The sequence below is a fragment of the Micromonospora sp. NPDC000668 genome (assembly GCF_042897975.1).
GTDB lineage: Bacteria > Actinomycetota > Actinomycetes > Mycobacteriales > Micromonosporaceae > Micromonospora.
Map to the genome: position 1 here is coordinate 1,708,995 of NZ_JBIAYP010000001.1, position 24,544 is coordinate 1,733,538.

25 protein-coding genes, 1 other RNA gene and 1 pseudogene are annotated in these 24,544 nt (G+C 70.4%); 13 read left to right on the top strand and 14 right to left on the bottom strand.

Features of this window, described 5'->3' with window-relative positions; genetic code table 11:
- The first annotated feature begins 114 nt into the window (after positions 1 to 114).
- Positions 115 to 1,365, top strand: a complete 1,251-nt coding sequence (locus ACFY29_RS07875) for a DUF222 domain-containing protein (protein ID WP_386984191.1) — start codon at positions 115 to 117, stop codon at positions 1,363 to 1,365.
- Positions 1,366 to 1,535: 170 nt separating this feature from the next.
- On the opposite strand, the gene npdG is transcribed toward ACFY29_RS07875, so the two are convergent.
- From npdG to ACFY29_RS07895, 4 genes are all read right to left on the bottom strand, one after another.
- A complete protein-coding gene (gene npdG / locus ACFY29_RS07880) occupies positions 1,536 to 2,234 on the bottom strand; it encodes an NADPH-dependent F420 reductase (RefSeq protein WP_386984192.1) in 699 nt (232 codons plus the stop codon).
- Between the two features lie 288 nt (positions 2,235 to 2,522).
- Positions 2,523 to 3,953, bottom strand: a complete 1,431-nt coding sequence (locus ACFY29_RS07885) for an RNB domain-containing ribonuclease (RefSeq protein WP_328419018.1) — start codon at positions 3,951 to 3,953, stop codon at positions 2,523 to 2,525.
- Positions 3,954 to 4,205: 252 nt separating this feature from the next.
- Positions 4,206 to 5,051: a histone gene (locus ACFY29_RS07890; RefSeq protein ID WP_386984195.1), complete on the bottom strand. Its 846-nt coding sequence runs from the start codon at positions 5,049 to 5,051 to the stop codon at positions 4,206 to 4,208.
- Between the two features lie 82 nt (positions 5,052 to 5,133).
- Positions 5,134 to 5,337, bottom strand: coding sequence for a hypothetical protein (locus ACFY29_RS07895; RefSeq protein WP_252417750.1), 204 nt, complete (start codon positions 5,335 to 5,337; stop codon positions 5,134 to 5,136).
- Between the two features lie 198 nt (positions 5,338 to 5,535).
- Here ACFY29_RS07895 and ACFY29_RS07900 point away from each other — a divergent pair, with 198 nt between their 5' ends.
- Together ACFY29_RS07900 and ACFY29_RS07905 are read left to right on the top strand one after the other, a co-directional pair.
- Positions 5,536 to 6,810: a M48 family metalloprotease gene (locus ACFY29_RS07900; RefSeq protein ID WP_386984196.1), complete on the top strand. Its 1,275-nt coding sequence runs from the start codon at positions 5,536 to 5,538 to the stop codon at positions 6,808 to 6,810.
- A gap of 59 nt (positions 6,811 to 6,869) precedes the next feature.
- Positions 6,870 to 7,367 (top strand): NUDIX domain-containing protein, encoded by a 498-nt coding sequence (locus tag ACFY29_RS07905; protein WP_355611158.1) that lies wholly within the window; start codon positions 6,870 to 6,872, stop codon positions 7,365 to 7,367.
- Between the two features lie 11 nt (positions 7,368 to 7,378).
- Here ACFY29_RS07905 and ACFY29_RS07910 read toward each other — a convergent pair whose 3' ends face one another.
- From ACFY29_RS07910 to ACFY29_RS07925, 4 genes are all read right to left on the bottom strand, one after another.
- Entirely contained in the window at positions 7,379 to 8,356 is a 978-nt protein-coding gene (locus tag ACFY29_RS07910; protein ID WP_386984197.1) for a hypothetical protein, read from the bottom strand.
- The gene (locus ACFY29_RS07915) at positions 8,350 to 8,682 is read right to left on the bottom strand and encodes a PadR family transcriptional regulator (protein ID WP_386984199.1); all 333 of its coding nucleotides are present in this window, start codon (positions 8,680 to 8,682) and stop codon (positions 8,350 to 8,352) included. The genes ACFY29_RS07910 and ACFY29_RS07915 overlap by 7 nt, the downstream gene beginning before the upstream one ends.
- A 20-nt stretch (positions 8,683 to 8,702) precedes the next feature.
- Entirely contained in the window at positions 8,703 to 9,575 is an 873-nt protein-coding gene (locus ACFY29_RS07920) for a GyrI-like domain-containing protein (RefSeq protein ID WP_386984201.1), read from the bottom strand.
- A 103-nt stretch (positions 9,576 to 9,678) separates the two neighbouring features.
- Positions 9,679 to 10,251 (bottom strand): GNAT family N-acetyltransferase, encoded by a 573-nt coding sequence (locus tag ACFY29_RS07925; protein WP_328419025.1) that lies wholly within the window; start codon positions 10,249 to 10,251, stop codon positions 9,679 to 9,681.
- Positions 10,252 to 10,317: 66 nt separating this feature from the next.
- Between ACFY29_RS07925 and ACFY29_RS07930 the strand changes: the two genes are divergently transcribed.
- Positions 10,318 to 11,193, top strand: coding sequence for a transglutaminase domain-containing protein (locus tag ACFY29_RS07930; RefSeq protein ID WP_386984204.1), 876 nt, complete (start codon positions 10,318 to 10,320; stop codon positions 11,191 to 11,193).
- A gap of 6 nt (positions 11,194 to 11,199) precedes the next feature.
- Here ACFY29_RS07930 and ACFY29_RS07935 read toward each other — a convergent pair whose 3' ends face one another.
- Together ACFY29_RS07935 and ACFY29_RS07940 are read right to left on the bottom strand one after the other, a co-directional pair.
- Positions 11,200 to 12,153, bottom strand: a complete 954-nt coding sequence (locus ACFY29_RS07935) for a redoxin family protein (RefSeq protein ID WP_386984206.1) — start codon at positions 12,151 to 12,153, stop codon at positions 11,200 to 11,202.
- Complete coding sequence (locus tag ACFY29_RS07940; RefSeq protein WP_355611137.1) at positions 12,154 to 13,380, bottom strand: epoxide hydrolase family protein; 1,227 nt, start codon at positions 13,378 to 13,380, stop codon at positions 12,154 to 12,156.
- 208 nt (positions 13,381 to 13,588) lie between these two features.
- Here ACFY29_RS07940 and ACFY29_RS07945 point away from each other — a divergent pair, with 208 nt between their 5' ends.
- From ACFY29_RS07945 to ACFY29_RS07975, 7 genes and pseudogenes are all read left to right on the top strand, one after another.
- Positions 13,589 to 14,062 (top strand): hypothetical protein, encoded by a 474-nt coding sequence (locus tag ACFY29_RS07945; RefSeq protein ID WP_386984208.1) that lies wholly within the window; start codon positions 13,589 to 13,591, stop codon positions 14,060 to 14,062.
- Between the two features lie 175 nt (positions 14,063 to 14,237).
- Positions 14,238 to 15,083: an MOSC domain-containing protein gene (locus ACFY29_RS07950; RefSeq protein WP_386984210.1), complete on the top strand. Its 846-nt coding sequence runs from the start codon at positions 14,238 to 14,240 to the stop codon at positions 15,081 to 15,083.
- A gap of 150 nt (positions 15,084 to 15,233) precedes the next feature.
- A pseudogene (locus ACFY29_RS07955) lies at positions 15,234 to 15,413 on the top strand (glycosyltransferase); the annotation flags it as partial.
- A 153-nt stretch (positions 15,414 to 15,566) separates the two neighbouring features.
- The gene (locus ACFY29_RS07960; RefSeq protein ID WP_386984707.1) at positions 15,567 to 15,845 is read left to right on the top strand and encodes a hypothetical protein; all 279 of its coding nucleotides are present in this window, start codon (positions 15,567 to 15,569) and stop codon (positions 15,843 to 15,845) included.
- A gap of 148 nt (positions 15,846 to 15,993) precedes the next feature.
- On the top strand, positions 15,994 to 16,620 hold the full coding sequence (locus tag ACFY29_RS07965; protein WP_386984212.1) for a DUF2625 family protein: 627 nt from the start codon (positions 15,994 to 15,996) through the stop codon (positions 16,618 to 16,620).
- Between the two features lie 532 nt (positions 16,621 to 17,152).
- Positions 17,153 to 17,623: a hypothetical protein gene (locus tag ACFY29_RS07970; RefSeq protein WP_386984214.1), complete on the top strand. Its 471-nt coding sequence runs from the start codon at positions 17,153 to 17,155 to the stop codon at positions 17,621 to 17,623.
- Positions 17,624 to 18,933: 1,310 nt separating this feature from the next.
- On the top strand, positions 18,934 to 19,125 hold the full coding sequence (locus ACFY29_RS07975; RefSeq protein ID WP_386984216.1) for a hypothetical protein: 192 nt from the start codon (positions 18,934 to 18,936) through the stop codon (positions 19,123 to 19,125).
- A 193-nt stretch (positions 19,126 to 19,318) separates the two neighbouring features.
- Here the strand turns inward: ACFY29_RS07975 and rnpB are convergent.
- An RNA gene (gene rnpB, locus ACFY29_RS07980) (RNase P RNA component class A) lies at positions 19,319 to 19,734 on the bottom strand.
- Positions 19,735 to 19,886: 152 nt separating this feature from the next.
- On the opposite strand from rnpB, the gene ACFY29_RS07985 reads away from it, so the two are divergent.
- Positions 19,887 to 20,648 (top strand): sulfite exporter TauE/SafE family protein, encoded by a 762-nt coding sequence (locus ACFY29_RS07985; RefSeq protein ID WP_386984218.1) that lies wholly within the window; start codon positions 19,887 to 19,889, stop codon positions 20,646 to 20,648.
- Positions 20,649 to 20,683: 35 nt separating this feature from the next.
- Here ACFY29_RS07985 and ACFY29_RS07990 read toward each other — a convergent pair whose 3' ends face one another.
- Positions 20,684 to 21,916, bottom strand: a complete 1,233-nt coding sequence (locus ACFY29_RS07990) for an MFS transporter (RefSeq protein ID WP_386984219.1) — start codon at positions 21,914 to 21,916, stop codon at positions 20,684 to 20,686.
- A gap of 54 nt (positions 21,917 to 21,970) precedes the next feature.
- On the opposite strand from ACFY29_RS07990, the gene ACFY29_RS07995 reads away from it, so the two are divergent.
- The gene (locus ACFY29_RS07995) at positions 21,971 to 22,456 is read left to right on the top strand and encodes a MarR family winged helix-turn-helix transcriptional regulator (RefSeq protein ID WP_386984221.1); all 486 of its coding nucleotides are present in this window, start codon (positions 21,971 to 21,973) and stop codon (positions 22,454 to 22,456) included.
- A gap of 103 nt (positions 22,457 to 22,559) precedes the next feature.
- Here the strand turns inward: ACFY29_RS07995 and mctP are convergent, their stop codons facing one another.
- Entirely contained in the window at positions 22,560 to 24,209 is a 1,650-nt protein-coding gene (gene mctP / locus ACFY29_RS08000; RefSeq protein ID WP_328419033.1) for a monocarboxylate uptake permease MctP, read from the bottom strand.
- A complete protein-coding gene (locus tag ACFY29_RS08005) occupies positions 24,209 to 24,451 on the bottom strand; it encodes a DUF3311 domain-containing protein (protein ID WP_328419034.1) in 243 nt (80 codons plus the stop codon). Before ACFY29_RS08005 ends, mctP begins: the two co-directional genes overlap by 1 nt.
- Positions 24,452 to 24,544: the final 93 nt, after the last annotated feature.

Sequence of the window (24,544 nt, forward strand, 5' to 3'; positions counted from 1 at the left end):
GGCCCCGCCGCCGCCGCCGCACCGCTAACGGGCACCGCCGACGGGCGGAAGCTGCCGGGCCACCAATCGATCACCACCACTGGAACTGTCGTACACCTGTTCTAATCTTTGGTCGTGGTCGAGGAGTTGGCGCAGGCGGAGGGCGCGGTGGCGGCGTGCCTCGATGTGGCCACCTGGGCCGTCGCGGAGCATGAGCTGGTCGCGGCGCTCGACGCCGCGCACCGGCTCGAGCAGCGCCTGGCGGCGGTGCAGCTGGCCCTGGTGCGCGAGCTGGACGGTCGGGGGACCGCCGTCGCACAGGGCGCGTCCTCGACCGCGGTCTGGCTGCGCGACCGGCTGCGGCTCACCGTCCCCGCCGCCCGTCGGCTGGTCGACCTCGCCGGCACGTTGGACGCCGCCGCCCCCGGGATACGTCGCGCGTTGGCCGACGGGGACATCAGCCTGGAGCAGGCCCGGGTCATCGGCGACACCGTCAGCACGGTGCACGCCGCCGCCGGTGCCGAGGCTGCCGACAAGGCCGTCGGCGTGCTGGTCGAGTGGGCGGGACAGTTCGATCCGGCACTGCTCCGCAGGCTGGGCACGCGGATTCTCGACCACGTCGCTCCGGAGGTCGCCGAGGCTGCCGCCCAAGCCGCGTTGGAGGCCGAGGCCCACCGGTCGGCCCGAGACCGTCACGTCACACTGTCCGAGCTGCACGATGGCCGCCTCCGGCTGACCGGCAGCCTGGACGCCGAGGCGGCCGGCCTGCTGCGCGCCGCGATCGAGCCGTTGACCGCACCGTCCGGCCCGGACGACCCGCGTAGCCCCGGGCAACGCCGACACGACGCGCTCGCCGACCTTTGTCGGCTCACCCTGCGCACCGGGGAGCTACCCGAGCATGGCGGCGAGCCGGCCCAGATCGTCGTCACCACCAGTTTCGACAGCCTGCTCCGGCAGCTCGACGCCGGAGCCCTGGACACCGGCCTCCAGCTCACCCCGGAGGCGGTCCGCCGGCTCGCCTGCGACGCGGCCATCCTGCCCGCCGTCCTTGGCAGCGCCGGCCAGGTGCTCGACGTGGTCCGGCAACGCCGACTCGTCACCGGGCCTCTCCGGCGCGCGCTGGTCCTACGGGACCGAGGCTGCGCCTTCCCAGGCTGCGACCGCCCGCCCCGCTGGTGCGACGCCCACCACATCCGGCACTGGGCGAACGGCGGCGAGACGAGCCTGCAGAACGCTGTGTTGCTCTGTGCACACCACCATCGGCACATCCATCGCGGCGACTGGACCGTCCTTCTGGGCGGCGACGGTCACCCGGAGTTCGTCCCGCCAGCCTGGCTCGATCCCGACCGACTCCCCCGCCGCAACCACTACCACCGGCGGACGTGAGCACAACCGTTCAGCAACGCTCACACCTTCGCAGGCCAACGCTCCGGACACCGCCCGTCGAAGACCAGCCCTCGCGGTCGGACCGATTCAGCGGTCCACGAGCGGGCGCACCGGCAAGCGCGCCCAGAGCTGGCGGGCTCACCTGTGCGCAGGCACGCCGGCAGACAGGCTCAGAGGTCGGTGACGCGGATGCCGGCGTGGGCCTTGTAGCGCTTGTTGATGGCGATCAGGTTGGCGGTGAACGCCTCGATCTGGTGGGCGTTGCGCAGCCGGCCAGCGTAGATGCCGCGCATCCCGGGGATCCGGGCGGCGAGCGCGCCGACCACGTCGACCAGCTCGCGGTCCTCGGTGCAGATCAGCACGTCCAGGTCGATCCGGTCGACCTCGGGGTCGGCCAGCAGCGGGGCGCTGACGTGGTTGAACGCCGCGCAGACCCGGGAGTCGGGCAGCAGCGCGGCGGCCTGCTGGACGGCGCTGCCCTCGGCGACGGTCAGCGCGTAGGGGCCCTGCTTGTCAAAGCCGAGCGGGTTGACGCAGTCGATGACGATCGTGCCGGCGAGCGGCTCGGCGAGGGAGGCGACGATAGCGGCGTGCCCGTCCCACGGCACCGCGATGATCACGACGTCGCTGCGCCGGGCCACCTCGTCGTTGGCCGCACCGGTGATACTGACATCGGCCGGCATCCGGGGCAGCGCGGCGATCTCGGCGGCGGACTCGGCGGCCCGCTCCGCGGAGCGGGAGCCGATCAGCACCGTCTGCCCGGCCCGGGCGAGGCGGTAGGCGAGACCCCGCCCCTGATCGCCGGTGCCACCGATGATGCCGACCGTCAGCCCGGACACGTCGGGCAGCGTGCTCGCGTCGTATGCCATGGGCTCATCCTCGCAAACCGCCCGGTCCGGCAGCAGCGTCAGCCGCTGTGACAATTCCCGCTGCCCGCCCGCCGCGCTGCCAACTCGTCGGCTCGGGATCCGACCCGGACGCCACCACCGGCCGACCCCGCCCACGCGCCCCGACGACGACCCAAGCCGGGAGCGAACTGCCGCTCCAGGCCAACTCGAACAGGACCCGCCGGCAATCCGTCCAGACCAGCTCGAACAGGATCGTGCCGGTAGCCGGTCCGGTCTACGCCAACGCGAAAAGGGCCGCCGGCAACCCCTTCAGGCGAGCTCGAACAGGATCGTGCGGGTAGCCGGGTCGGCGGTTACCAGCCGGACCCGGACTCGTTCACCGAGCGGCAGTTGGCCGAGGCAGCGGCCGCGTACCGGCGGGGCGTCCAGGGCGACCGTACCGCCGGGCGGGCGGGGGCGGGAGCGGCCGTTGGGCGGGGCGTCCACGTCCAGTACCGCCGCGTCGAAGGTCTCCCCCACCCGGTCCGCCAGCAGCACCGCTTCGGCCAGCTCGACCGCGCCCCGGCTGGCCGCCGAGGCGGTCCGGTCGGTCGTGGCCATGACCTCGGGCAGCCGAGGCAGCGCGGCGCGCGCCCAGTCGGGCACCGGCCGGCCCGCGTGCAGGGCCAGGCAGACCTCGGTGGCGTACCGGTCGGCCAGGCGCCGCAGCGGCGCCGTGACGTGGGCGTACGCGGCGGCCACCCCGCCGTGCTCCGGCTGCTCCGGCGGCGTCCCGTCGAACGCGGTGTAGGCCGCGCCGCGCATCAGCTCGGCTGCCTGGTCGATGAACGCGGCGGCGCGCGGCTGGGCGGGGTCCAGCCCGACGATCACCTCGCCCGGGCCAACGCCGTCCGGCCAGTGCACGCCCAGCGGCGCGGCGGCGGCCCGCAGCCGCTGCACGGCCTCCGGCTTCGGAGCCGGCATGGTGCGCAGCAGGCCGACCCGGCCGGCCAGCATGATGTCGGCGGCGGCCATCCCCGTCAGCAGGGAGATCTGCGCGTTGTGCTCCTCCATGGGCACCGGCCCGCGCAACACCAGCCGCCAGCCCTCGCCGTCGGGTTCCACGTCCTGCTCGGGCAGGGGCAGGTTGATCGCGCCACGACGCAGTCCCCGAGCGGTCAGCCGGTCACCGATCTCGGGCAGCAGCGCGATCGGGTCGGGCAGCCGCCCGCCGTCCGCCGCCGCCTGCACCCCTGAGTAGTCGAGTTTGGCCCGGCTGCGGACCAGGGCGCGTTCCAGCTCGACGGCCACCGTGCCGCCGTCGGCGTCCAGGTCGATGGTCCAGACCACCGCGGCCCGGTCGTCGTCGGGCAGCAGACTGGCCGCGCCCTCGCTGAGCGTCAGCGGGTGCAGCGGCACGTGGCCGTCGGGCAGGTAGATGGTCTGCCCTCGCCGCCAGGTCTCCGCCTCCAGCGCGCCGCCGGGGCCGACGTGCGCGGCGACGTCCGCGATCGCATACCGCACCCGATAGCCGCCACCCGGCCGTCGGGCGAGGTGCATCGCCTGGTCCAGGTCCCGGGACGTGGCCGGGTCGACCGTGACGAACGGTACGTCGGTACGGTCGACGGGCGGTCGCGGCGGCGCGGCGGCCGCCTCGTCAGCCTCGTGCTGCGCGGCGGCCGGGAAACCCTCAGGCAGGCCGAGCTCGCGGCGCAGCGTGCCGAAGTCGATGCGGGGCGCGAGTACGCGTCGGATGACCACGGGTCAATCCTGACAGTGCCGCCGGTGATCCGCTTCCGGTGACCGGCCGAGATATTCGGGCGGCGCACTGGGCGAACCGCGGCCGGCGCACCGGGCGAACCGCGGCAGACCCACCAGTGAACCGCGTCGGCCTGCCCCGTGAACCACGTCGGCCTGCCCGGTGCACCACCTCGGCCCGCCGGAGTGCCGCGTCGGGCCTGCCGGTGAACCGCGTCGGCCCTGCCGGGCGATCCTGTGCCGGACGGCCTGCGGTCAGCCGGTCGCCTTCCGCGCGGTGGTCCGCGTACCGCGGGGGGCGGTGGCCCGGGCGGCGGTCGGACGGGCCGGCGACTTGCGGGCGGTCACCTTGCGGGCCGGCGCCTTGGCCGCGACGGTCTTCTTCGCCGGGGCCTTCTTCGCCGCCGCCTTGCGGGTGGCGGTCGACGACGTGCCGGTCGACTTCGCGGCCGGGGCCTTCTTTGCCGCGGCCTTGCGTGCGCCGCCGCCAGGGCGGGTGGCCGCGGTCTTCTTCGCTGTCGTCTTCTTCGCCGTACCCGTGGTCTTCTTCGCCGCAGCGGTCGTCTTCTTGGCCGGAGCCTTCTTGGCGGCCGTCTTCTTCGCGGTGGAAGCCTTGGTCGCGGTCTTGCGCGCCGGTGCCTTCGCCGCGGTGGTGGCCTTCTTCACCGCCGTTGCGGTGGTCCTCTTCGCGGCGCTGGTGGTCTTCTTGGCCGCGCTGGTGGTCTTCTTCGCCGTACCCGTGGTCTTCTTCGCAGCGGCGGTGGTCTTCTTCGCAGCGGATGCCGGGGTCCGCTTCGCGGTGGCGGTCGTCTTGCGGGTGGCGGTCGAGGTCTTCGCTGGCGCCTTCTTGGCGGCGGTGGAGGCCTTGGTGGTGGCCTTCTTCGCGGGAGCCTTGGCGGCCGTGGTGGTCTTCTTGGCCGGGGCACGCCCCGCCCCGCCGGCGGCCTTCCTGGCCGGCGCCTTCGCCGCCGCCGCACCCGCGGTGGACTTGCGCACGGGGGTGGTCCGGCTCGCTCCCGTGTTCCGCTCCGCCGCGGCGGTCTTCTTCGCGGTGGTACGCCGGGCGGCCGGGCGGGTGGTGGCCTGCTGTGCTTCGGCCATCTCGGTTCCCTCCTTGGGGACGTGCTCTCGCGTGTCTCCTCGCGGAGCACTGAGTACCTCGGCGCGGGCCGTCCCGCGCCGTCTACCTGTCCTCCCCGGCCCAACGAGCGTCCTCGGCCTCCCACGCCTCGTTACGCTCCTGCACTCGTTGCAGGGCGTTCTCCGCGTCGGCCGCCGAGTCGTACGGGCCGAGGACGTGCTTCGCCGGGCACACGTCGGCGTCCGTCTCAACCCGGTGGTGCCGGGTGCACCAGTAGAACTGCCCACCACGTCCGCTGTCGCTCATGGGAATCACTGTGCACCGCGAACCGACCGGCCGCCACCGGATCACGCAAGTCACCGACCTTCTCCACAGTAGAGCCGGTTACGGCGCCCCGGGCCGGAACACCGAAAGAAAGCCCAGGCCGGGACACTTCGCCCGCCACCGGTCGTCGGCTGAACGGCCAGTTCCCGCGTACGGCGGCTCGGGGCAGGGTCGGTCCCCGTGATCAACACGGTGACCGGCACGGGGGCGTGCCCGGGGTGTGGGGCCACGACGGCGTCCGTACGCGACGCGCCGCCCTGGTGCCCCAACTGCGAGTGGAATCTGGACACGTACGACCCGATGCGGCGCGAACGCGAGTTCGGCTGGACCTGGGTCGATCGGTGGACCTACCGGATGGCGTTCCGGGCGACCGGGCGGCAGTTCAGCCGGCTGGTCGGGCGGCCGCTGGGCGCCAGCGGGTCCGGTGGCGCCCGGACGGTGACCGCCGTGGCGTCGCTGGTGCTGGTCGCGGCGGTACTCGCGCTCGCGGTCACCGGCGTATGGCTGATCGTGGCGTTCCCGTTTCCCAACCTGGCGATCCTGCCGGGGGTCGCGATGGTCGGCCTGGCGGTCGCGCTGCGGCCCCGGTTCGGCCGGCTCGACCCGGAGTTGGAGGTGCTCTCCCTGGACCGGGCGCCGGAGCTGTTCGCACTGATCGGCGAGGTGGCCACGGCGATCGGGGCGCCGATGCCGGACGTGGTCGGCGTCGACGGCGACATCAACGCGTACGCGGGTGCGGTCGGGTTGCGTCGTCGGAAGGTGCTCTGCCTCGGGCTGCCGTTGTGGGGCTCACTCACCGCCGGCGAGCGGGTGGCGTTGCTCGGCCACGAGCTCGGTCACTTCGTCAACGGTGACCCGCGCCGCGGCCTGCTCACCCAGCCCGCGTTCACCATGCTCGGCTCGGCCGCGGACCTGTTCCGGCCGGTGCGAACCAGTGTCGGCGCTGGGCTGGTGGAGATGGTGGGCGACGCGCTGGGCCGGGCGTTCCAGTGGGTGGTGTCCCGGGTTCTGTTCGTCGCCTACCTGCTGCTGGTGAGCGTGGCGCTGCGGGACAGCCAGCGCGCCGAGTACCTCGCCGACGAACTGGCCGCGCGGGTGGCCGGCTCGACGGCCGCGACCGATCTGCTCGACGCCCTGCTCGCCGCCGAGTCGATGGCGCTGGCGGTGCGCCGGGAGACCAGGGCGGGACACGGCCCGGACCGGTGGCGTTCGGCGTTGGCCCAGGCCCGCGCCGCGAGCGCCGATCGGCTGCCGCTGCTGCGCCAACTGTCGGTCCGTGACCAGGCGTCGCTGTTCGCCGCCCACCCGCCGACCGGACTGCGCCGCCGGATGCTCACCGGCCGACCGTGGCAGGACCCGGCGGTGGTGCTCACCGAGGCCCGAATGGAGCGGATCGACGCCGAACTCGCCAGGGAGTACGAGCGCTTCCGCCGTACCGTCAGCTGGTCGGCCTGACACTCGACGCGGGGTCGCGGGACGGCGATGGTCGCGGAGTCGCGGCCTATGATCGCCGGATGGCGGTACCGGACTACATCCTGCGGATGCGCAAGCACGTCGGTCACGACCTGCTCTGGCTGCCCAGCGTCAGCGCGGTGGTCCGCAACGACGCTGGTGAGCTGCTGCTCGGTCAGCGCGCCGACGACGGGCGTTGGTCGGTGATCAGCGGGTTCGTCGAGCCGGGCGAGCAGCCGGCCACCGCGCTGGTCCGCGAGGTGCGGGAGGAGACGGGTCTGGACGTGGTGCCGGTGCGGCTGTCCAGCGCCGTCTCGCACCCGCACACCTACCCCAACGGGGACCGCTGCGAGTACCTCAACCTCGGCTTCGTCTGCCGGGTCGTCGCTGGCACGGCCCGGGTCAATGACGACGAGTCGCTGGCCGTGCGGTGGTTCCCGATGGACCGGCTGCCCGAGCTGGACGCGCACGCCCTGCTGGTCATCGCCTACGCGTTGCGCGACAACCAGTCGGCCGGTTTCCTGCCGCTGGGCACCACGTGGGACGACGTGCCCAGCTGAGCCTGCGCGGGTCAGGCCGGCGACGAGGTCGGGGCCGGCGCGAGGGCGACCGGCGCGGTGGGCGCAGACCGGGCCGCCCGGATGGTGTACGCGAGCGCGTAGGGCGTGCACGCCAGGTAGACCATGGGCTCCAGCAGCACCTCGTTGGTGATCAGGAAGATCTCCCACGGGATGGGGCGGGGCAGGCCGAAGTTCCAGTCGGCCCAGCAGGCGAAGAGCCACAGCGGCGCGGAGACCCGGTCGACGGTGTCGGGTGGCATCTCGCCGACCCCGGCAACGGCGCCGGTGCCGCCCGGGATGCTGTCCAACACGGCGAGGATGACCGCGAGGTCGGCGACGACGAGCGCGCCGAGGACGCCCAGCCACCAGGCGGCCCGGACCCAATCCCGCACGGCGAGACCCGCCGCGGCCCAGAGGACCAGCGTCAGGCCGGCGAGCCAGAGCAGCAGACCGGGCACGGAACTGGCCAGGCTGTCGGCGTTGGTGGCGTACAGGAGCAGGACCGCGGCCGCGCCGACGGGGAGCACCACGCCGAGCGCGATACGCAGCGAGCCGTCGAGTGCGGTGTGCCGGGCCCAGCGGGCGGCGAACACCGCCAGCAGCACCGCCAACCCGACGGTGAGCGCCGTCCAGAGCGGCCTCTGCGCCCGCGTCGACCAACTCACTCCCATCGTCATCAGCCAGGTGTGGACCGGGTTCATCGCCAGCGCGCTGGCGACCACGATCCCGATGCAGGCGAGTGGGGCGAGGAGCAACGCGGCCGCGGTACGACGGGCCCGCCGGTGCATCATGGCGCGGTCGACGAGCGGGGCGCCGGCCCGACTGACGGCGAGACTCACGGCGAAGCCCACCATCCTCGTCCGGCGACCGCTCGCGGCGAGCACGTGCAACTCGGCGTCCCACTCGCGGCGCAGGTCGTCGCGCAGGTCGGCTGGCCAGCGTCGCGCGGCGATCGCCAGCAACACCTCGGCGGCGCGGCGGGTCACCATGCCGGTGCCTCGGTGGGCCCGGCGCCGCCCCACGTTGGACGATCGTCGGGGATGGCGGCCCGGAGGTCGGCGAGCGCCCGGCGGGCTTCGGCCACCCCTTCGGCGGTGAGCCGGTAGTAGCGGCGGGGCGGCCGGCCCGCCGCTACCGGATCGATCGCCTCCCAGTCGGCGGCCAGCCAGCCGGCCGCCCGCAACCGGTGCAGCACGGGATAGAGGGTGCCGCTGGCCAGGCCGGTCAACCGCATCAGGTCCAGCCCGTACCGCTCCGCCTCAGGCTCGGCGAGCAACGCCGCCAGCACCTTGGCGACCGGAATGGTGATCCGCATCCCAACACTGTATCGGAACTCTACATAGGGGTGGGTACCCGCTCGACGGGAATCCACAGCTCCGCGTCCGCCTGGCCGCCGTCCGCGGACACCCGTACCCGCGAGATCTCCGGGCCGGGCCGGCTGCGGTACGGGTTGGACGGGAACCACTGGGTGAACACGTCCCGCCACAGGTACTGCACCGCCTGCGGGAACGCACCGGAGGTGGCGAAGACCGCCCACGTCCCGGCCTGCACGGGCAGTGCGTCCAGGTCCTCCGGCGGCGCGGCGGCGGTGACGACCCCGTGCCAGTAGTCCAACTCGGTGCCCTCCGCGCGGCTGTCGGCGAGGTTGTCGCTGACGTTGACGATCCCGGCCGGCTCCTGATCCGAGAGTGCCTCGATCCGCTCTGCCGTCTCCCGGTCGATGCTCCGGATGAACGCGACGATCGCCGGGTTCATCCCCTCGTGCACCAGCGGAACCCGGGCCTTGCGCCCCACCAGGGCGAACGCGTCCTTGCTGACGATTCGATATTCCATGCTGCCGCTCCCTTCAACGGTGAGTCGGAAGGACATCCGGGGCTGGGCGCGCAGCGCGGCCCCCGTACGCCGGGCCTCGCCGGGTGCCACGCCGTGCACGGCGTGGAACGCCCGGGCGAACGCCTCTGCCGAGCCGTAGCCGTAGTGCACCGCGATGTCGAGCAGCGTCCGCTCCCCCGCCAGCACGTCCGCCCCGGCGACGGTGAGCCGACGCCGACGGATGTACTCCGACAGCGGGATGCCGGCCAGCGCGGAGAACAGCCGTCGGAAGTGGTACTCCGACGTCAGCGCGATCCGCGCCAGGTCGGCCACCTCGATCCGTTGGTCGAGGTGCCGCTCGATGTACGCCATGGCCTCGTTGAGCCGCTCCAGCACCCGGGTCTCCTTCCCTTTCGAGCACCGACGCTAGGCGGCGGGGCAGGCCGCCCACCCGACATCCGGTGCCCGCAACGGTCGGGTGCGCGCGGAGTCGCCGGTGTCAGCGGGTCGGCTGCTGCATGATCCAGGTGGGCAACGGGTCTGACACGGAACGCACCACCTCCCAGCCGGCACGGCGGTACAGCTCGACGTTGGCCGGGTTGCTGGTCTCCAGGATCGCCGGCAGGCCGTCCGCGGAGGCGCGATCCAGCCCCGCCCTCATGACAAGACGGCCCCAACCACGTCCGGCGCTGTCGGGGTGGGTGCCCAGGACGCCGAGATACCAGAACGGGAACGCCGGCAGCGCGGCGTGCACGGCCTCGTCGTAGGCCTGAACGCGAGCCAGCACCTCGGCGGGGTAGTGAGCGGCGAGATCCCCTTCCGGCGATTCGTGGCCGGCTGCCGGTGGCTCCCAGATGGCGACCGAGGCACCGCCACCGATCGTCCAGATCGTCGCCTTGTGCACCCGCTTGTCGAAGAGGTGCCCGAAGAAGGCGGCGGCGTACCGCGGATAGGTTTCCTCGTCCGGGAACAGGTGCCGCAGGACGGGATCCTTGATGAACGCGGCGACCAGTGAGCCGATCACCGTGTCATGGTCCGCAGGGGTGGCGATGGTGATCTCGGGCGCTGTCACAGCAGTCGACACTATCCCGGCCCGGCACCTTGACCCTGACACGGTGGCAGGACGAAGACTCGTCTCATGAACATCGACGACTACCGGAGACACTCCCCGTACAGCGACCCCGGTCGGCACGCCGCACTGCTCGACGCCGTGCCCCCCGACATCGCCACCGTGGCGGCGACCGCCCGCAACGTGATCGTCCACTACCGGGCCGGCGGCGTCGAGCTGCCCACCGAGCGGCTCGACGAGGTGAACTGCCGCTGGGTGGACCGCATCCTCGACACCGACCAGTCCCGATTTTCCCTGCCACTGAGCGCCGAGCGTCCGACCGCCGACCGGGTAGCCGGCTGCTGCCGGGACCACGCGCTGCTCTCGGTCGCGGTGCTCCGTCAGCACGGCATCCCCAGCCGCAGCCGGGTCGGCTTCGCCTCCTACTTCACGCCCGGCTGGCACCACGATCACGTGCTGGCGGAGTACTGGAACGGCGAACGCTGGGTCTGGGCCGACCCGGAAATCGACCCGGCCGGCGACTGGCGGTTCGACGGCTACGACATCGACCCGGCGGCAGGGCTCTTCGACTCGGCAGCGCGGGTGTGGTCGGCGTACCGGGCCGGGGCGATCGACCCCGACGTCTACGGCGTGGCCCCGGAATCGCCGATCCGCGGTGCGTGGTTCATCTACGACTACGTCCTGCACGAGCTCGCCCATCGGCAGAAGGACGAGCTGCTGCTCTGGGACGGGTTCGACGCGATGACCGACGACTTCGCCGATGCCGACCTCACGCTCGTCGACGAGATCGCCGCGTTGCTGCTCGCCGCCGACGACGGCGACGAGGCCGCGGAGAAGGCGCTCGCCGACCGGTACGCAACCGACACCCGCCTGCGCCCCGGCTCTCAGATCCGCACCATCTCACCGTTCTCAGGCACCGTCAGCACGGTCGACCTGCGTCGCTGATCGGGCCTACCCGAACGTGAAGGCGTACGCCTCGGCGCCGGGCTCGCCGAACGAGATCTGCAAGGTCCGTTCGCGGACCGCGTCGTGCTGGCGTACGAGCTGGTAGAGGCGGCCGTCCTGGAGTACGCCGTTGCCGTCTTCGTCGACGTCGACGCCGTGTGACGCGCCCGGTGCTTCGCCGTCGAGAAGCACCCGGAACGGGATCGGCTGTCGCGCCCCGGGAGACAGCACGAGATGCGCGTCGCGTGCGTGGAACCGGAAGGCGATGCTGCCGCCGGCCCGGTCGAGCACGACGTTCTCCGACCCGATCATCCACTCGCCCGCCAAGGCCCACTGGTTGAGGACCAGGCTCTCCGGCAGCTCGTAGACGCGGCGTTCGTCGAGCGCGGCGCCGTTCGGCGACGCGAAGTGTTCGCCGCGACTGAAACCGAGGTACCTCTCGGGCGTACGCAGGTTGTCCCAGTCGGCCGATGCCTCCGGGCCGAGGCCTTCGACGGGAACGGGCTCGCGCTCGATGCCGAGCAGCTGCTGGAGAACGCGCTCGGACTGCTCGTAGCGCCCCTCGCCGAAGTGGTCGTCGCGGATGACACCGTCCGCGTCGACGAAGTAGAGCGCCGGCCAGTAGTGGTTGTCGAAGGCGCTCCAGATCGCGTAGTCGTTGTCGACCGCGACCGGGTAGTCGATTGATCGCGCCGCGACCGCCCGGCCGACCCCGTCGACGTCGTGCTCGAACGAGAACTCCGGCGTATGGACTCCGATGACGACCAGACCATCGCCTCCGTACGCCTGCGACCAGGCGCGGACGTACGGCTCCTGGCGCAGCCAGTTGATGCACGTCAGGGTCCAGAAGTTCACGAGGACGACGCGGCCACCCAGCTCGGCGGGGCCGAGTGGCTCGGAGTTGAGCCACCCGGTCGCCCCGCCGAGCGACGGCATGTGCGGACGGTCGGACACCGCCATCTAGCGAAGCGACCGGAAAGCGGTGCGAAGCTCTTCGGAGAAGATCTTCGGCTGTTCCCAGGCCGCGAAGTGCCCGCCCTTGTCGAGCTTGTTGTAGTAGATGAGGTTGGGATACGCCTGCTCGGCCCAACTCTGCGGAGCCTCATAGAGCTCATTGGGAAAGACGCTCACGGCGACCGGGATGGAGACGCCCTTGGCGGCGAAGAAGGACAGCTTGTTCTCCGCATAGAGACGAGACGCGGAAATCGCCGTGTTCGTCAGCCAGTAGAGCGAGATGTTGTCCAGGACGTCATCGCGGGTGAGGCCCTCGGTGCCTCCTTCGAAGACCCGCGCGATCAGCGCCATACTGGCCGCATCGTGGTCGAGCAGGAAGGACGCCAGGCCGACAGGGGAATCCGCCAAGCCGGTCAGCGTCTGCGGGCGCGTCGCCATCATGAGGGCATAGGCGACGTGCTTCCAGACGTAGTCCAGCTCCTCGGCTGCACGCATCTCGTCGGCGGACAGATTGGACGGCAGCGAACCCATGGCGTTGTTCGCTCCGGTGGTATCGCCCTGGAACAGATTGTCGATCTCGGGCGGCACCGCGCCAGCCATGTTGGTGTGAATGCCGAGCAGTTCCGGTGGCGCCTGCAGCCCCATCAGATCCACCACGACCGCACCCCAGTCGCCACCCTGCGCGACGAATCGCGTGTAGTCGAGACGCTTCATCAGTTCGATCCAGGCAGCCGCAGTCTTCTCCGGACCCCAGCCCGGCGAGGTCGGCTTGCCCGAGAAGCCGTGGCCGGGCAGCGATGGGATCACCAGGTGGAAGGCGTCCGACGCGCTCCCGCCGTGCGCCGTGGGGTCGGTGAGCGGCTCGATGATCTTCATTTGCTCGATCACCGACCCGGGCCACCCGTGCGTGACGATGAGCGGCAGCGCATCCTCGTGCTTCGAGCGGACGTGGATGAAGTGAATGTCCAGCCCGTCGATATTGGTCATGAACTGCGGTAGGGCGTTCAGCCTCGTCTCGATCTTGCGCCAGTCGTACTCCTTCTCCCAATAGCGCGCGACGGCCTGAATCGTCGCTAGCGGCACGCCCTGCGACTGGTCGTCAACAGTTTCCTTTTCCGGCCAGCGCGTGGCTCCGATGCGCCTACGCAGGTCATCAAGGTCCGCCTCGGGGATTTCCACCGTGAACGGCCGAATCTCCGTGGTGCCTGGACGCGTCTTGGTTTTGACAGCCATGCGTGCTTCCTCTCTGTCTGAGTTCGCGCCTCGCGAGGCGAATCATGAGGTGAAGGCACTGCCCGGACTTATGTGCCAGCTCAAGATGGGCACGCCGCCGCCATATCTCGGAGCCTAGAACGCCGCACCCCGGCCTCGTGGCCATACGAGCAGTCCCCCGCCCGTAACCGGATTGCCAGGAGCCCGGAAAGCCTGAAACATCCAAGCCGTGTACGTCGTCGCCCAGTGGGTCCGCGCCTCGTGGACCAAGCAGTCCCGCGGAGGCCAACAGGCCGCCCGCCGCAACCGTCTGCCGGTCGCGTTCGCCCTACCGGAGAGCGGCGCACCCTGCACTCACGAGGTCACGATGCATGAGGCGGACGGGTTCCAGCCACAGGCCGACCTGCGCGCCGGGCCACCGTCCCGCGACGTGGTCCGCCTCGACCTGGCCGACGGAATGCTCCGCGTCGACCTGGTCCCGTCCTCCTGGGGTATACCCCGCCGCCATCGCCGTCCACCCGCCGTACGACTCGCCCCGGGCGAGTGGACGCGCTGGCACATCAACTACCGCTTCACCGGCCATCGCAGCGGTAACTGGCACTACCGGCTGGACACGTTGAACATCGCGCACGGCCCGGTCCCCGTCGACATCTTCCTCACCGAACCCCGGCGGGTCGTCGACGAGCGCGCACACCTGCGATGACCGGGCCGGCCTGACAGCCGGTTGGTTCTGGGCTGGGTGCGACGGATGAGTCAACTTGGACGTCGGATTGAGCCGGGACCAGGGGTGGAACCTGACGACAACCGGGGTCGCCTGGTAACGGGCGGCCGCCGGAGCGGGGCACCGGCGTCACGCCGCGTCGTGTCATCCTGACCGAATGCGAGTCGCCTCGATTCACACGTACCCCGTGCAGGGGTGCCGCCGGATGGACCGCGACAGGGTGCGGGTCGAGCCGTGGGGCCTGGACGGCGACCGGCGCTGGCTGATCGTGGACGACAACGGCGTCGGCCTGACCCAGCGCCAGCACCGGGAACTGGTGACGGTGCGGGCGGTATCCCGGCCAGGCGGGCTGACCCTGGACGCGCCGGGCCTGGCCCCGCTCGATCTGGCCGAACCGACCGGCGGCGAGGCGATCCAGGTCCGGGTGTTCCGGGGGCGGCCGCCCTCACCGGTACGCGCCGCCGGCCCCGAGGCGGACGACTGGCTCAACCAGCTGCTGGGGCGCACCGCCCGGCTGGTCTGGCTCGGTGACCCCGCCGGCAACCTCGTGCCCTGGCCGGTTCCGGCCGGCTCCGGCGCCGAGGTGAGCTTCGCCGACGGCACCCCGCTGCTGCTGGCCAACACCGCGTCGCTGGACGCTTTCAACGGCTGGCTGCTGGAGTCGGGCAGCACCGAGGGGCCGCTGCCGATGATTCAGTTCCGCCCCAACGTGGTGGTCAGCGGTGCCGCACCGTGGGCCGAGGGCGAGTGGGTCGGCCGGCGGATCAGGATCGGCGGGGCCGTGTTCCACGGCGCCAACGAGTGTGGCCGCTGTCTGGTCGCGACGATCAACCAGGAGACCGGGGAGCGGGGGCGGGAGCCGCTATGGATGCTCGCCGCACGGCGGAACATCGGCCAGAAGCTCCTCTTCGGTCTCCAGATGACGGTGCGGGCCGAACCGGGCGGACCTTCCCGCAAAGGTCGCACGGTCAGCGTCGGTGACACCGTGGAAGTGCTGGACTGACCGGGACGGTCCGCTCGGACGTTGTTGCGCTGCTGCAGGTGGGCGCGGTGCCGGTGACGTACCGCCGTAGGCCGTCTCCAGGCCGTCAAAGGCTGCCCAACAACGACCAAGGTCGGTCAACCGGAACCAAAGAAATCCCAGCTCAGAGGCTTGGTCTCGGCCGCTCTACCCCAAGACTCGCGCGTCCTGGGCGCGACCGGCAAAGCTGGCGGCCCTGGAGTCGCCCGCAACATGGCGATGGCGCGGAGCCAGGGCTCGCTACTGCGGGTCCTAGATGCCGATGATCAGCTCACACCTGGCGCCCTCGCACGCGAGATCGAGGTTCTTAGCTCTCGCCCTGACATTGGGTGGACAACCTCAAGCGTTCTTGACCTGATGCCTGACGGGTCAACGGTCAGTTGGCAGCATGCCGAACCGGCGGGAGGCAGAGTCGACCGGGCCGAGGTGCTTTCCTGCTTTCACGACAACGGCTATCGGCTACCCGTGCACCCAGCAACGCTCTGCATCCGACGGGACCTCTCGCTTGTGCTCGGTGGCTGGATGGCCCTACCCGGCGGCGAAGACACCGGCCTACTGCTCGCAGCCTCAGTAGTTGCCGACGGGTACTTCATCGACGAACCGGGGTTGCTGTACCGGAAGCACCCGGACCAAATCACCGCCCAGGCGGACTGGACGGCAACCGCGGAGTGGCAACTCCGCATGCAGCTCATCGAGTCTCGGGCGATCGCGCTGCGATCCCTCCTCCTGCCCAGCGCCGCCTGACTTGCGCAGCGCCTGGCGGTCGTTGGCACGAATGGCGGCTGGGCTGCCGGCGATGTCGGGCTCCACTTGATGCGTGACGGATTGCGCTCAGTTGATCCGTGACAAGGCCGGCTAGACGATCATGCCTGTGTTCAGGCAGGCTACGGCCGTGGAGCAGTCGGCATGGATTGAGGTGTCCGCGGCGGTGACGGAGGCCCCGTACCCGGTTGAGGTGCTGCCCGCCGAGCCTGCGCGTGCGGAAGCCTGCCTGGCGGCGCTGGGAATCACGACTCGTTCGTGGCTTGGTGCGGTTGTCGCCAACACAGGCGGACTGCTGGTGGACCATGGTTGGCTACGCGTCCTCGGTAGCGGCCACGATGGGCTGCCGGACGTAGCAACGGAGTCGGACCCGACAGGCCCCTGGGTCGTCGTCGGTTACGACGTCATGGGCGGCCAGTACGTGTGGGTGCCGGCACAGCCCGGCGGTAAGCCGACCGTCCATTACTTCGGTCCAGATGATCTTGAATGGCTGGACCTCGACCAGGGGTACGCCGACTGGCTGTATGCGGTCCTCGATGGTTCGCTGACCGAGTTCTACGACACTTTGCGGTGGCCGGGGTGGGAAGCGGAAGTCGATGCGCTCGCCGCCGATCAGGGGATCAGCGCATGGCCGCCGCCGTGGTCAGAGGAGGGAAAGGATCTCTCCACAGCGTCCCGGAAGGCGGTTCCATTGCCGCAGCTGGCGTCGTTCTACCAGGACACAGCGCGCCAGATGGCGTCGGGAGAAGAGCGTTAGCGGCGCCCATCCACTTCCCGGGGCATCCTCGTCTGTTCCACCAGCTCCCGTCAGTGTCACCCATCAAGTGGAGGCCACCGCGTAACGCATCAAGCGAAGTACGACAGATGTCGGGCTCCACTTGATGCGTGACACATCGGCTTCACTTGACGCGTGACGGGGTTGCCGTGCGATGGAATGCCGCTGTTACACGGAGTTACTAGTCAGCCGGACGCCGGGGCGGACTGACAATCCCTCAGGGGCGCGCGGTCAGCGGCAGATCCGCGCACCTGACCTTGGTCGGGTGCAGCAGGCTCAGACGTACATCGCTTGTCAGAGGGCGCTTCGTAATTCTTTGAGTGGTCCTGTCGTCGCCTGATGGTGTGGGGTGCGGGCGGAATCCAACGATGTCCGCCTATTCCGAGGACGGAGTATTGTTCGACAACGTCGTGGTCCAGAACAGCCCGGATTGGCGGACGACATGCTGAGGGTCGAAGAGCTGGAGGCCGCGCTTCCGTCGATGACACGGTGGCGTGTGCCTGGGGGGCGCAGCGTGGACTGGGCCGCCCTCGAGGCGGAACTCGGGACGGCGCTGCCCTCGGACTTCCGCGCTCTGGCGGAGGCGTACCCGGTGCTGGTCATCGATGACTTCCTCATGGTGTCCGTTCCGACGCCCGGCGCCGAGGCGTTGTGGGCGTCCGCGTCCAGGGAGGACGAGATCCTTCAGGATCTGCACGAGATGGGCGACACTGAGGACTACGTTCCGTTCCCGCAGCCGGGAGGCCTGATCAGCTGGGCGGCGTCCTATTCGGGGGACACCTTCTACTGGAGGACGAGCCCCCGGGACCCGGACGCATGGCCGGTGGTCGTCCGCGGAGACAACGGCGACTGGTCGGAATTTCCCGTCGGCGCTGTCGAGTTCCTGGCCGGAGTGTACCGGCGCACCATCGACGTGGGGGGCATGCCCGGGGACTTCCCGAGTGACGACCCGAAGGTGCTGGGCCTGAGCGACCGCATCGACTGATCGGCCCTCTCCGGCCGCCCCGCGTTCACAGCGGGTAGTCAACGAGCCAGGGCCTCGTGTCACACATCAAGTGAAGCCAGGACGTAACCCATCAAGCGGAGTACGACACCGGACTGCCGGCGATGTCGGGTCTCAGGACGTGGGTGACAGATCGATCTCAGGACCTGGGTGACAACCGCGGCTAGAGGTGGCTCGCCCTAACATCTCACTGTGCCCGGTCGCTGGAGCCTCCCGCGTGTCGTGAACCGTCTTCACCGCGATGTCCTGAAGCCGATTGGGTTCGAGCGCCAGGGGAACAGCTGCACGCGTGCCGACAACGGGCTCCTCCGAGAGATGCGGTTCTACACCCCTCGGTGGGGTGACCCGGCCACGAAGGGGATCCAGGTGTTCCTCAGCGTTCGGATCATGGGTCTGCCGGAACCACGGGTGGAGTTCCGCCGCGACGCGCTCTGGACTCACCTTGAGCCGGTCCGCCAACTCACTGAGTACCCGCGTCCCGCATCTGAGGAGCCGATGCCGGCAGAGCTCGTAGACGACGTCGCGGGACCCGGTGTCGACTTCCTGTGTCACGCCGCAGACCTTCCCGCCTTCGCCAGATGGGCAGCCGAGGTCCATGCTCAGAAGGGTTCCTGGGGCCCGTTCCTGCACGTGTATCCGGGAGGCACCGCGCCCTTGCAGGCAGCAGCGTTTGCGGCAGTGATGGCGGGAGACACCGCTCTAGCTGACCGCAACACAGGGGCCGTGTTTGCTCAGGAAGGGAACCCACGCGAGGTTCGCGACTTCCGGTCAGAGCTAGGAAGACTCACCTCGGAGTAACCAACCTTGTAGCTGGCCGACCGGCATCCCTCGCCGAAGTGTCCACGCAGGTCCTGATACCGATGCGTCACGTAGGTCCCGAGACCGGACACCGGACTGCCGGCGATGTTGTGCAAAGTTTCTGTACGTCTTCAAGGCGGCCCTTGACGGGCCGCACGCGCCGCCGCCTGGGCGCGCGCCGGCCGCTGCCGCTGTCGCTCTGCGGCCGCCACGCCGGCCGCCCGGCGGCTGGCGCGGACAGCGGGAAGCCCGGAGGGGCCGCCGCAGAACAACAGGACCGTTGACGGGCGGTGGACCGGCAGCCGGCCGGGCCGCGCGGCCAAGACCCGCGCGGCGTAGGAAGGAGCAGGCTGGCCGCGAGCGAGCGAGCGGCGGTCGCGGGTTGCGGTTAGGGCGCCTCCGGCGGGGGCGCTCCGGCTCCAGGATGGCCGAAAATCGTCGGCAGCCGCCCGGTCCGTGGGTGGTTGCGGTTGGCCACTTACGTGGCAATCGCCATGATCGTACTGATTAGCGCACCGAGCCTGGTCAACGCCCTCGTGCAGGCCCTCGCCACGATCGTGGCACTGACCACCAAGGATCACCAAAGAGCCGAACGGGCCATCACCGTACTGAACTCAACCCGACGCTCTCCACTGCCATCCCAGGTCGACACCAGCACCGACGACTCACGCGGTGAGAGCGCCTGACCAGCGGGGCATCGACAGCCTCCGAGACGCGGGCCAGAGGGCGGCGAGAATCGAGGGAGTTCGGGCCGTCGCTGGGCCGTCTGGGCCGTCGCTGGGCCGTCAGATGCCGACCAAAGCTGACCAACGACGACCAGCAGTACCCGGAGAAGCCCCAGGCCCGCTGCTATGTGCCAGCGGCGGGCCTGGTGGGCGACGGACGAGTCGACCTGTACGCCGGATTCTGTGCGCGGCGCGTACCCCGAAGGGTTTGCGCCGGCGGCGGCCATCCATCTCGGCCTGCCGTTGCCGGCAGGCTCCAGCGGCCTACCCGCAGACATCGGGCGGGCAGCCCTCAAGCGTCTGCGCGGGGTCGTCATCTTGCGGTGACGGCCCTTACTTGGCCTTGCTCCGGGTGGGGTTTACCTAGCCACCCCGGTCACCCGGGGTGCTGGTGGGCTCTTACCCCACCGTTTCACCCTTACCGTCCCCGATGGGGTCGGCGGTCTGTTTTCTGTGGCACTGTCCCGCGGGTCACCCCGGGTTGCCGTTAACAACCACCCTGCCCTGTGGAGTCCGGACGTTCCTCGGCGGCGGGCCGAAGCCCGCCGACGCGGCCGCCCGGTCGACTCGTCCGTCGCGCTCTCATCCTAACGACGAACGGTCCGCCGGTATTGCCGCCCCGCCTGGGCAAGATCGCGCAGGTCAGGGGCGGTTGGGGAGGTCGCCGGGCCGGGGACTCCGGCGTGCCCACCCGACCAGGCGGGGGCTAGCCTCGTGGGGCTATGGATCTCTCCCACGCCGCGCTGCTGCTCGCCGCCGGTCTCGCCGCTGGCACGGTCAACGCGGTGGCCGGTGGCGGTTCGCTGATCACCTTTCCGGCGATGATCGCGGTCGGGCTGCCTCCGGTGCCGGCGAACGTCAGCAACTCCGTCGCCGTATTCCCCGGGTACCTGGCCAGCGTGGCGGGCAGCCGGGCGGATCTGCCGCGTGGTCGGGCCCTGGCCACCCTGGTGCCCACCACGGTCGTCGGCACGATCCTCGGGGCGTTGCTGCTGCTGGCCACCCCGGCCCGCGCGTTCGAGCTGGCCGTACCGTTTCTGGTGCTCGGCGCGACCGCGCTGCTCGCCTTCCAGGACCCACTGCGCCGGCTGGTCGGTCACCCCCGGGATCTGTCGCCGCGCCAGCGGACGGTCGCGGTGCAGACGATGGTCGCGCTGGGTGCGGTGTACGGCGGGTACTTCGGCGCGGCGCTCGGGGTGATGCTGGTCGCCGGGCTGGCCCTGGTGCTGGACGCGACGCTGGCCCGGGTCAGCGCGATCAAGAATCTGCTCTCGGCGGTGGTGGGGTGCACCACGCTGGTGGTGTTCGCCCTCTTCGGGCCGGTGAACTGGGCCGCCGTCGCGGTGGTCGCCCCGGCCACGCTGGTCGGCGGGTACGCCGGCGCCCGGGTGGTCCGCCGGCTGCCGCCGGCGCTGCTCAAGACGCTGATCGTGGTGTTCGGGACGGTGATCGGGCTCTACCTGCTCTGGCGCGCGCTGACCTGACCCCGGCCGGCGATCAGCCTGACCCTTGCCGGCGGTCAGTACGCCTCGCCGACCGGCTCTTCCGGGGCGTGCTCGGTGTCGGCGGCGGCCCGGTTCCAGCGGGACCAGAGCACCCGTTCGCCGTAGCCGGCGGCCATCAGGTGCGCGAAGGCGAGGTAGACCAGCACGCCGACGGTGAGCACCCCGAAGCCGACCCAGTACGGCAGTGACAGCGAGTGCTCGGCGAGCTTGCCGGAGATGATCGGCGCTGGCGCGGCGGCACCCCAGCGGATCAGGTTGAACGCGCCGGTGGCCACCCGGCGGTCGCTGGAGCCGAGGCCGAGGGCCAGGTCGGTGAGGTTGGCGTTGGCCAGCCCCATGCAGAGCCCGGAGAGCACCAGCACCACCAGCGCCTCGGCGGTGCTGGTCGAGGTGGCGAAGAGGACCATGCAGACCAGCAAGCCGGCGATGGCGATGCCGACGGTCTGCACCGCGCCGATCCGGTGGGCCAGGCGGTGGCCGACCACCAGGATGCCGGCGGCCAGGCCGAGGCCCCAGCCGGTGAACGCCAGCCCCAGCGGGATGACGTCCAGGCCCAGGAAGAGCGGCGTGTAGCCGAGCACCACGAAGAAGACGAAGTTGTACGCGGCGGTCACCACACAGAGCGCGATGAACGCCGGCCGGCGGTAGGTGGAGAAGATCTGGCCGACGCGTACCGGGGGCTGCCGGTTGGTCGGCTCGCGCAGCTTGCGGGCGGCCACACCGAGGGCCAGGACCATGAACACGCCGCAGACGAAGAACGGCAGCCGCCAGCTGACCTCGCCGAGCAGGCCGCCGATCAGCGGGCCGACGGCGAAGCCGAGACCGAGGGCGGTTTCGAAGAGGCCGACCACCCATTCCCGGTCGACGGCCAGGTTGACCAGCACCACCATGGCGGTGGCGAAGAACATCGCGTTGCCCAGCCCCCAGACGCCGCGCAGCACGGACAGCTGCACGATGTTGTTGCTGAGCGAGGCGAGGATCGCGGCCACGCCGACCACGGAGACGCCGGTGATCAGCACCGGCTTGAAACCAAACCGGCCGCTGGCCAGCGTCGCCGGGATCATGCCGACGGCCATTACTGCGATGTACGCGGTGAACAGCAGCTCGACCTGCCAGGCGGTGACCCCGATCGCGTCGCCGATGACCGGCAGGATCGGGTCGACGACGGCGATGCCGGCGATGGCGAGGAAGGCCACCAGTGTGGTGGCGTAGATGGCACTGCGGTTCGGTTCGGAACGCCGATCCACTCCGACTCCTCAACTAGCTGTATGATACAGGTACTTATCTTGTATCATACAACTATGAGCGATGACCCCTACCGGGCCAGCGATGCCGACGCCGACGAGGTCACCCTCGGCCAGATCGAGACCGAGGTGGCCCTGCTGCTGCGCCTCGGCGAGGCGACCCGGCGGGCCACCGGCACCGCCGAGCACCGGGTCCTCGACCGGGCGGCGTACGTGATCCTGCGCCATCTGGACGCCGCCGGTCCGCAGAACGTCTCCGCGCTCGCCGCCCGGCTCAACCTGGACGGCTCGACCGTGACCCGGCAGGTGTCCGCGCTACAGCGGGACGGTCTGATCACCCGCAGCCCGGACCCGTCCGACGGCCGGGGCACGGTCATCTCCCCCACCGCCACAGGCCTGCACCGGATGACGGCGGTGCGGGCCGCGCGGACCCGGCTCTACGGCGACATGCTCGCCGACTGGCCCACCGAGGACCGGGAAACCCTGGCGCTGATGCTGCGCCGCCTCAACGAGGCTCTGGAATCCCGCAACCGCCCCCGCTGAGCCCCGCCCCAAGCCAGGCCCCAGACGCACCAGGCCAACAAGAAAGGACGGGCCCCTCATCAACGCCTGGCGTCGATGAGGGGCCCGTCCTTCGCGAGGGGCGCTAGGCGACCGGTTCGCGGGCCGAGTCGGCGCCGCGCTCGGTACCCGGGGTGACCCGGGGGTCACCCTCGTCCGCGGAGTAGTCGTCCGGAGTGGTCCCGTCGACTCCCTCGTTCGCCTTGGCCGCCCTCAGGACCAGCGTCAGCAACGCCGCGACCGCCAGGTTGACCAACACCGCCACGATGCCGACGTAGATCGTCTTGGGGGTGTCGAAGCCGAACTTCTCCAGCGGGAACGCCGAGCCGCCGAAGTGCTTCCGGGTCGGGCTGGCCACCTGGTAGAGCATCCACATGCCGAGCCCCATCCCGGCGGCCCAGCCGGCGATCAGCGCGGTCCGGTGGAACCAGCGCGTGTAGAGGCCCAGCGCCACCGCCGGCAGCGTCTGGAGGATGATCACGCCGCCGATGAGCTGGAGGTCGATGGAGAACTGCGGGTCCAGGAAGACGATGCAGGCCACCGCGCCGACCTTGACCACCAGCGAGGTGATCTTCGAGACGTTCGCCTCCTGCGCCGGGCTGGCGTCTCGCTTCAGGTACTCCTTGTAGATGTTGCGAGTGAAGAGGTTCGCCGCCGCGATCGACATGATCGCCGCCGGCACCAGCGCGCCGATGCCGATCGCCGCGTAGGCGACTCCGGCGAACCAGTCCGGGAACTGCTGGTCGAAGAGCAGCGGCACGATGGTGTTGTTGTCCACACTGCCGTCCGACGCTCCCGGCAGCGGCTTCACCCCGGCCGCGATGGCCATGTAGCCGAGCAGCGCGATCAGCCCGAGCAGCAGGCTGTACGCCGGCAACGCCGACATGTTCCGCTTGATCACGTTCCGGTTCCGGCTGGCCAGCACGCCGGTGATGCTGTGCGGGTACAGGAACAGCGCCAACGCCGAACCGAACGCCAGTGTGACGTACTGGAGCTGGTTGTTGGCGTTGAGCAGGACGCCGTCGTTCGGGTTCGGTGACGCCTGGAACTTCGCGTCGGCCGCGTCGAAGATGTCTCCCCAACCGCCGAGCTTGTAGGGCAGGTAGATGACCGCCACCAGGATCACGATGTAGATCAGGCTGTCCTTGACGAACGCGATCAGCGCCGGCGCGCGCAGCCCCGACTGGTAGGTGTACGCGGCCAGGATGGCGAACGCGATGATGATCGGCAGGTGTCGGGCCAGGGTGCTCTCCCCGGTCACGCCCATGGTCTTGAGGACCGCCTCGATGCCGACCAGTTGCAGCGCGATGTAGGGCATCGTGGCCACGATGCCGGTGATCGCGATCAGCAGCGCCAACACCGGGGAGTCGAAGCGCTTGCGGACGAAGTCCGCCGGGGTGACGAAGCCGTGCCGGTGCGAGACCGACCAGAGCCGGACCAGCACCAGGAAGACCAGCGGGTAGACGACGATCGTGTACGGCACGGCGAAGAACCCGGCCGCACCGGCCCCGAACATCAGCGCGGGGACCGCCACGAAGGTGTACGCCGTGTAGAGGTCACCGCCGACCAGGAACCAGGTGATCCAGCCACCGAAGCTCCGCCCGCCCAGCCCCCACTCGTCGAGGTGCGCCATGTCCTTCGGCGCCCGCCAGCGGGCGGCCACGAAGCCCATCGCGCTGACCAGCAGGAACAACAGGGAAAAGACGATGATCTCGGTGAGATGATCACGCCACATCACCGCTCACCCCGCTTCTTTGTCAACTGGTAGACCAGCGTCGTGGTGGAAACGCCGAGCAGGATCCAGGCCAACTGCAGCCAGTAGAAACGCGGGAACCCGAAGATCCGGGGTGAGTCGCCATTGAAGAAGACCGGGATCAGCGGCACCACGATCGGGATGAAGAGCAACCAGTTCCAGGGGCTGTGGTCCTTCGCCCTGGTTGGCGCCGTGGTGGTCGCCTCCGGTTCGGGTGCAGCCATCTGACACACCTCCGGGAAGTCGTAACAAGCGATGTAACGGCCGGAGGCTACGACCCTGTGACCGCTGTCACGATCGGTGCGCGGAAAGCGCTG

Coding starts and splice junctions, on each gene's coding strand:
- npdG (WP_386984192.1), bottom strand. CDS start 2,234: ATGGCATACGACGCGAGCACGCTGCCCGACGTGTCCGGGCTGACGGTC.
- ACFY29_RS07890 (WP_386984195.1), bottom strand. CDS start 5,051: ATGGCCGAAGCACAGCAGGCCACCACCCGCCCGGCCGCCCGGCGTACC.
- ACFY29_RS07895 (WP_252417750.1), bottom strand. CDS start 5,337: ATGAGCGACAGCGGACGTGGTGGGCAGTTCTACTGGTGCACCCGGCAC.
- ACFY29_RS07905 (WP_355611158.1), top strand. CDS start 6,870: ATGGCGGTACCGGACTACATCCTGCGGATGCGCAAGCACGTCGGTCAC.
- ACFY29_RS07910 (WP_386984197.1), bottom strand. CDS start 8,356: ATGGTGACCCGCCGCGCCGCCGAGGTGTTGCTGGCGATCGCCGCGCGA.
- ACFY29_RS07915 (WP_386984199.1), bottom strand. CDS start 8,682: ATGCGGATCACCATTCCGGTCGCCAAGGTGCTGGCGGCGTTGCTCGCC.
- ACFY29_RS07930 (WP_386984204.1), top strand. CDS start 10,318: ATGAACATCGACGACTACCGGAGACACTCCCCGTACAGCGACCCCGGT.
- ACFY29_RS07935 (WP_386984206.1), bottom strand. CDS start 12,153: ATGGCGGTGTCCGACCGTCCGCACATGCCGTCGCTCGGCGGGGCGACC.
- ACFY29_RS07940 (WP_355611137.1), bottom strand. CDS start 13,380: ATGGCTGTCAAAACCAAGACGCGTCCAGGCACCACGGAGATTCGGCCG.
- ACFY29_RS07950 (WP_386984210.1), top strand. CDS start 14,238: ATGCGAGTCGCCTCGATTCACACGTACCCCGTGCAGGGGTGCCGCCGG.
- ACFY29_RS07975 (WP_386984216.1), top strand. CDS start 18,934: ATGATCGTACTGATTAGCGCACCGAGCCTGGTCAACGCCCTCGTGCAG.
- ACFY29_RS07985 (WP_386984218.1), top strand. CDS start 19,887: ATGGATCTCTCCCACGCCGCGCTGCTGCTCGCCGCCGGTCTCGCCGCT.
- ACFY29_RS07995 (WP_386984221.1), top strand. CDS start 21,971: ATGAGCGATGACCCCTACCGGGCCAGCGATGCCGACGCCGACGAGGTC.
- mctP (WP_328419033.1), bottom strand. CDS start 24,209: ATGTGGCGTGATCATCTCACCGAGATCATCGTCTTTTCCCTGTTGTTC.
- ACFY29_RS08005 (WP_328419034.1), bottom strand. CDS start 24,451: ATGGCTGCACCCGAACCGGAGGCGACCACCACGGCGCCAACCAGGGCG.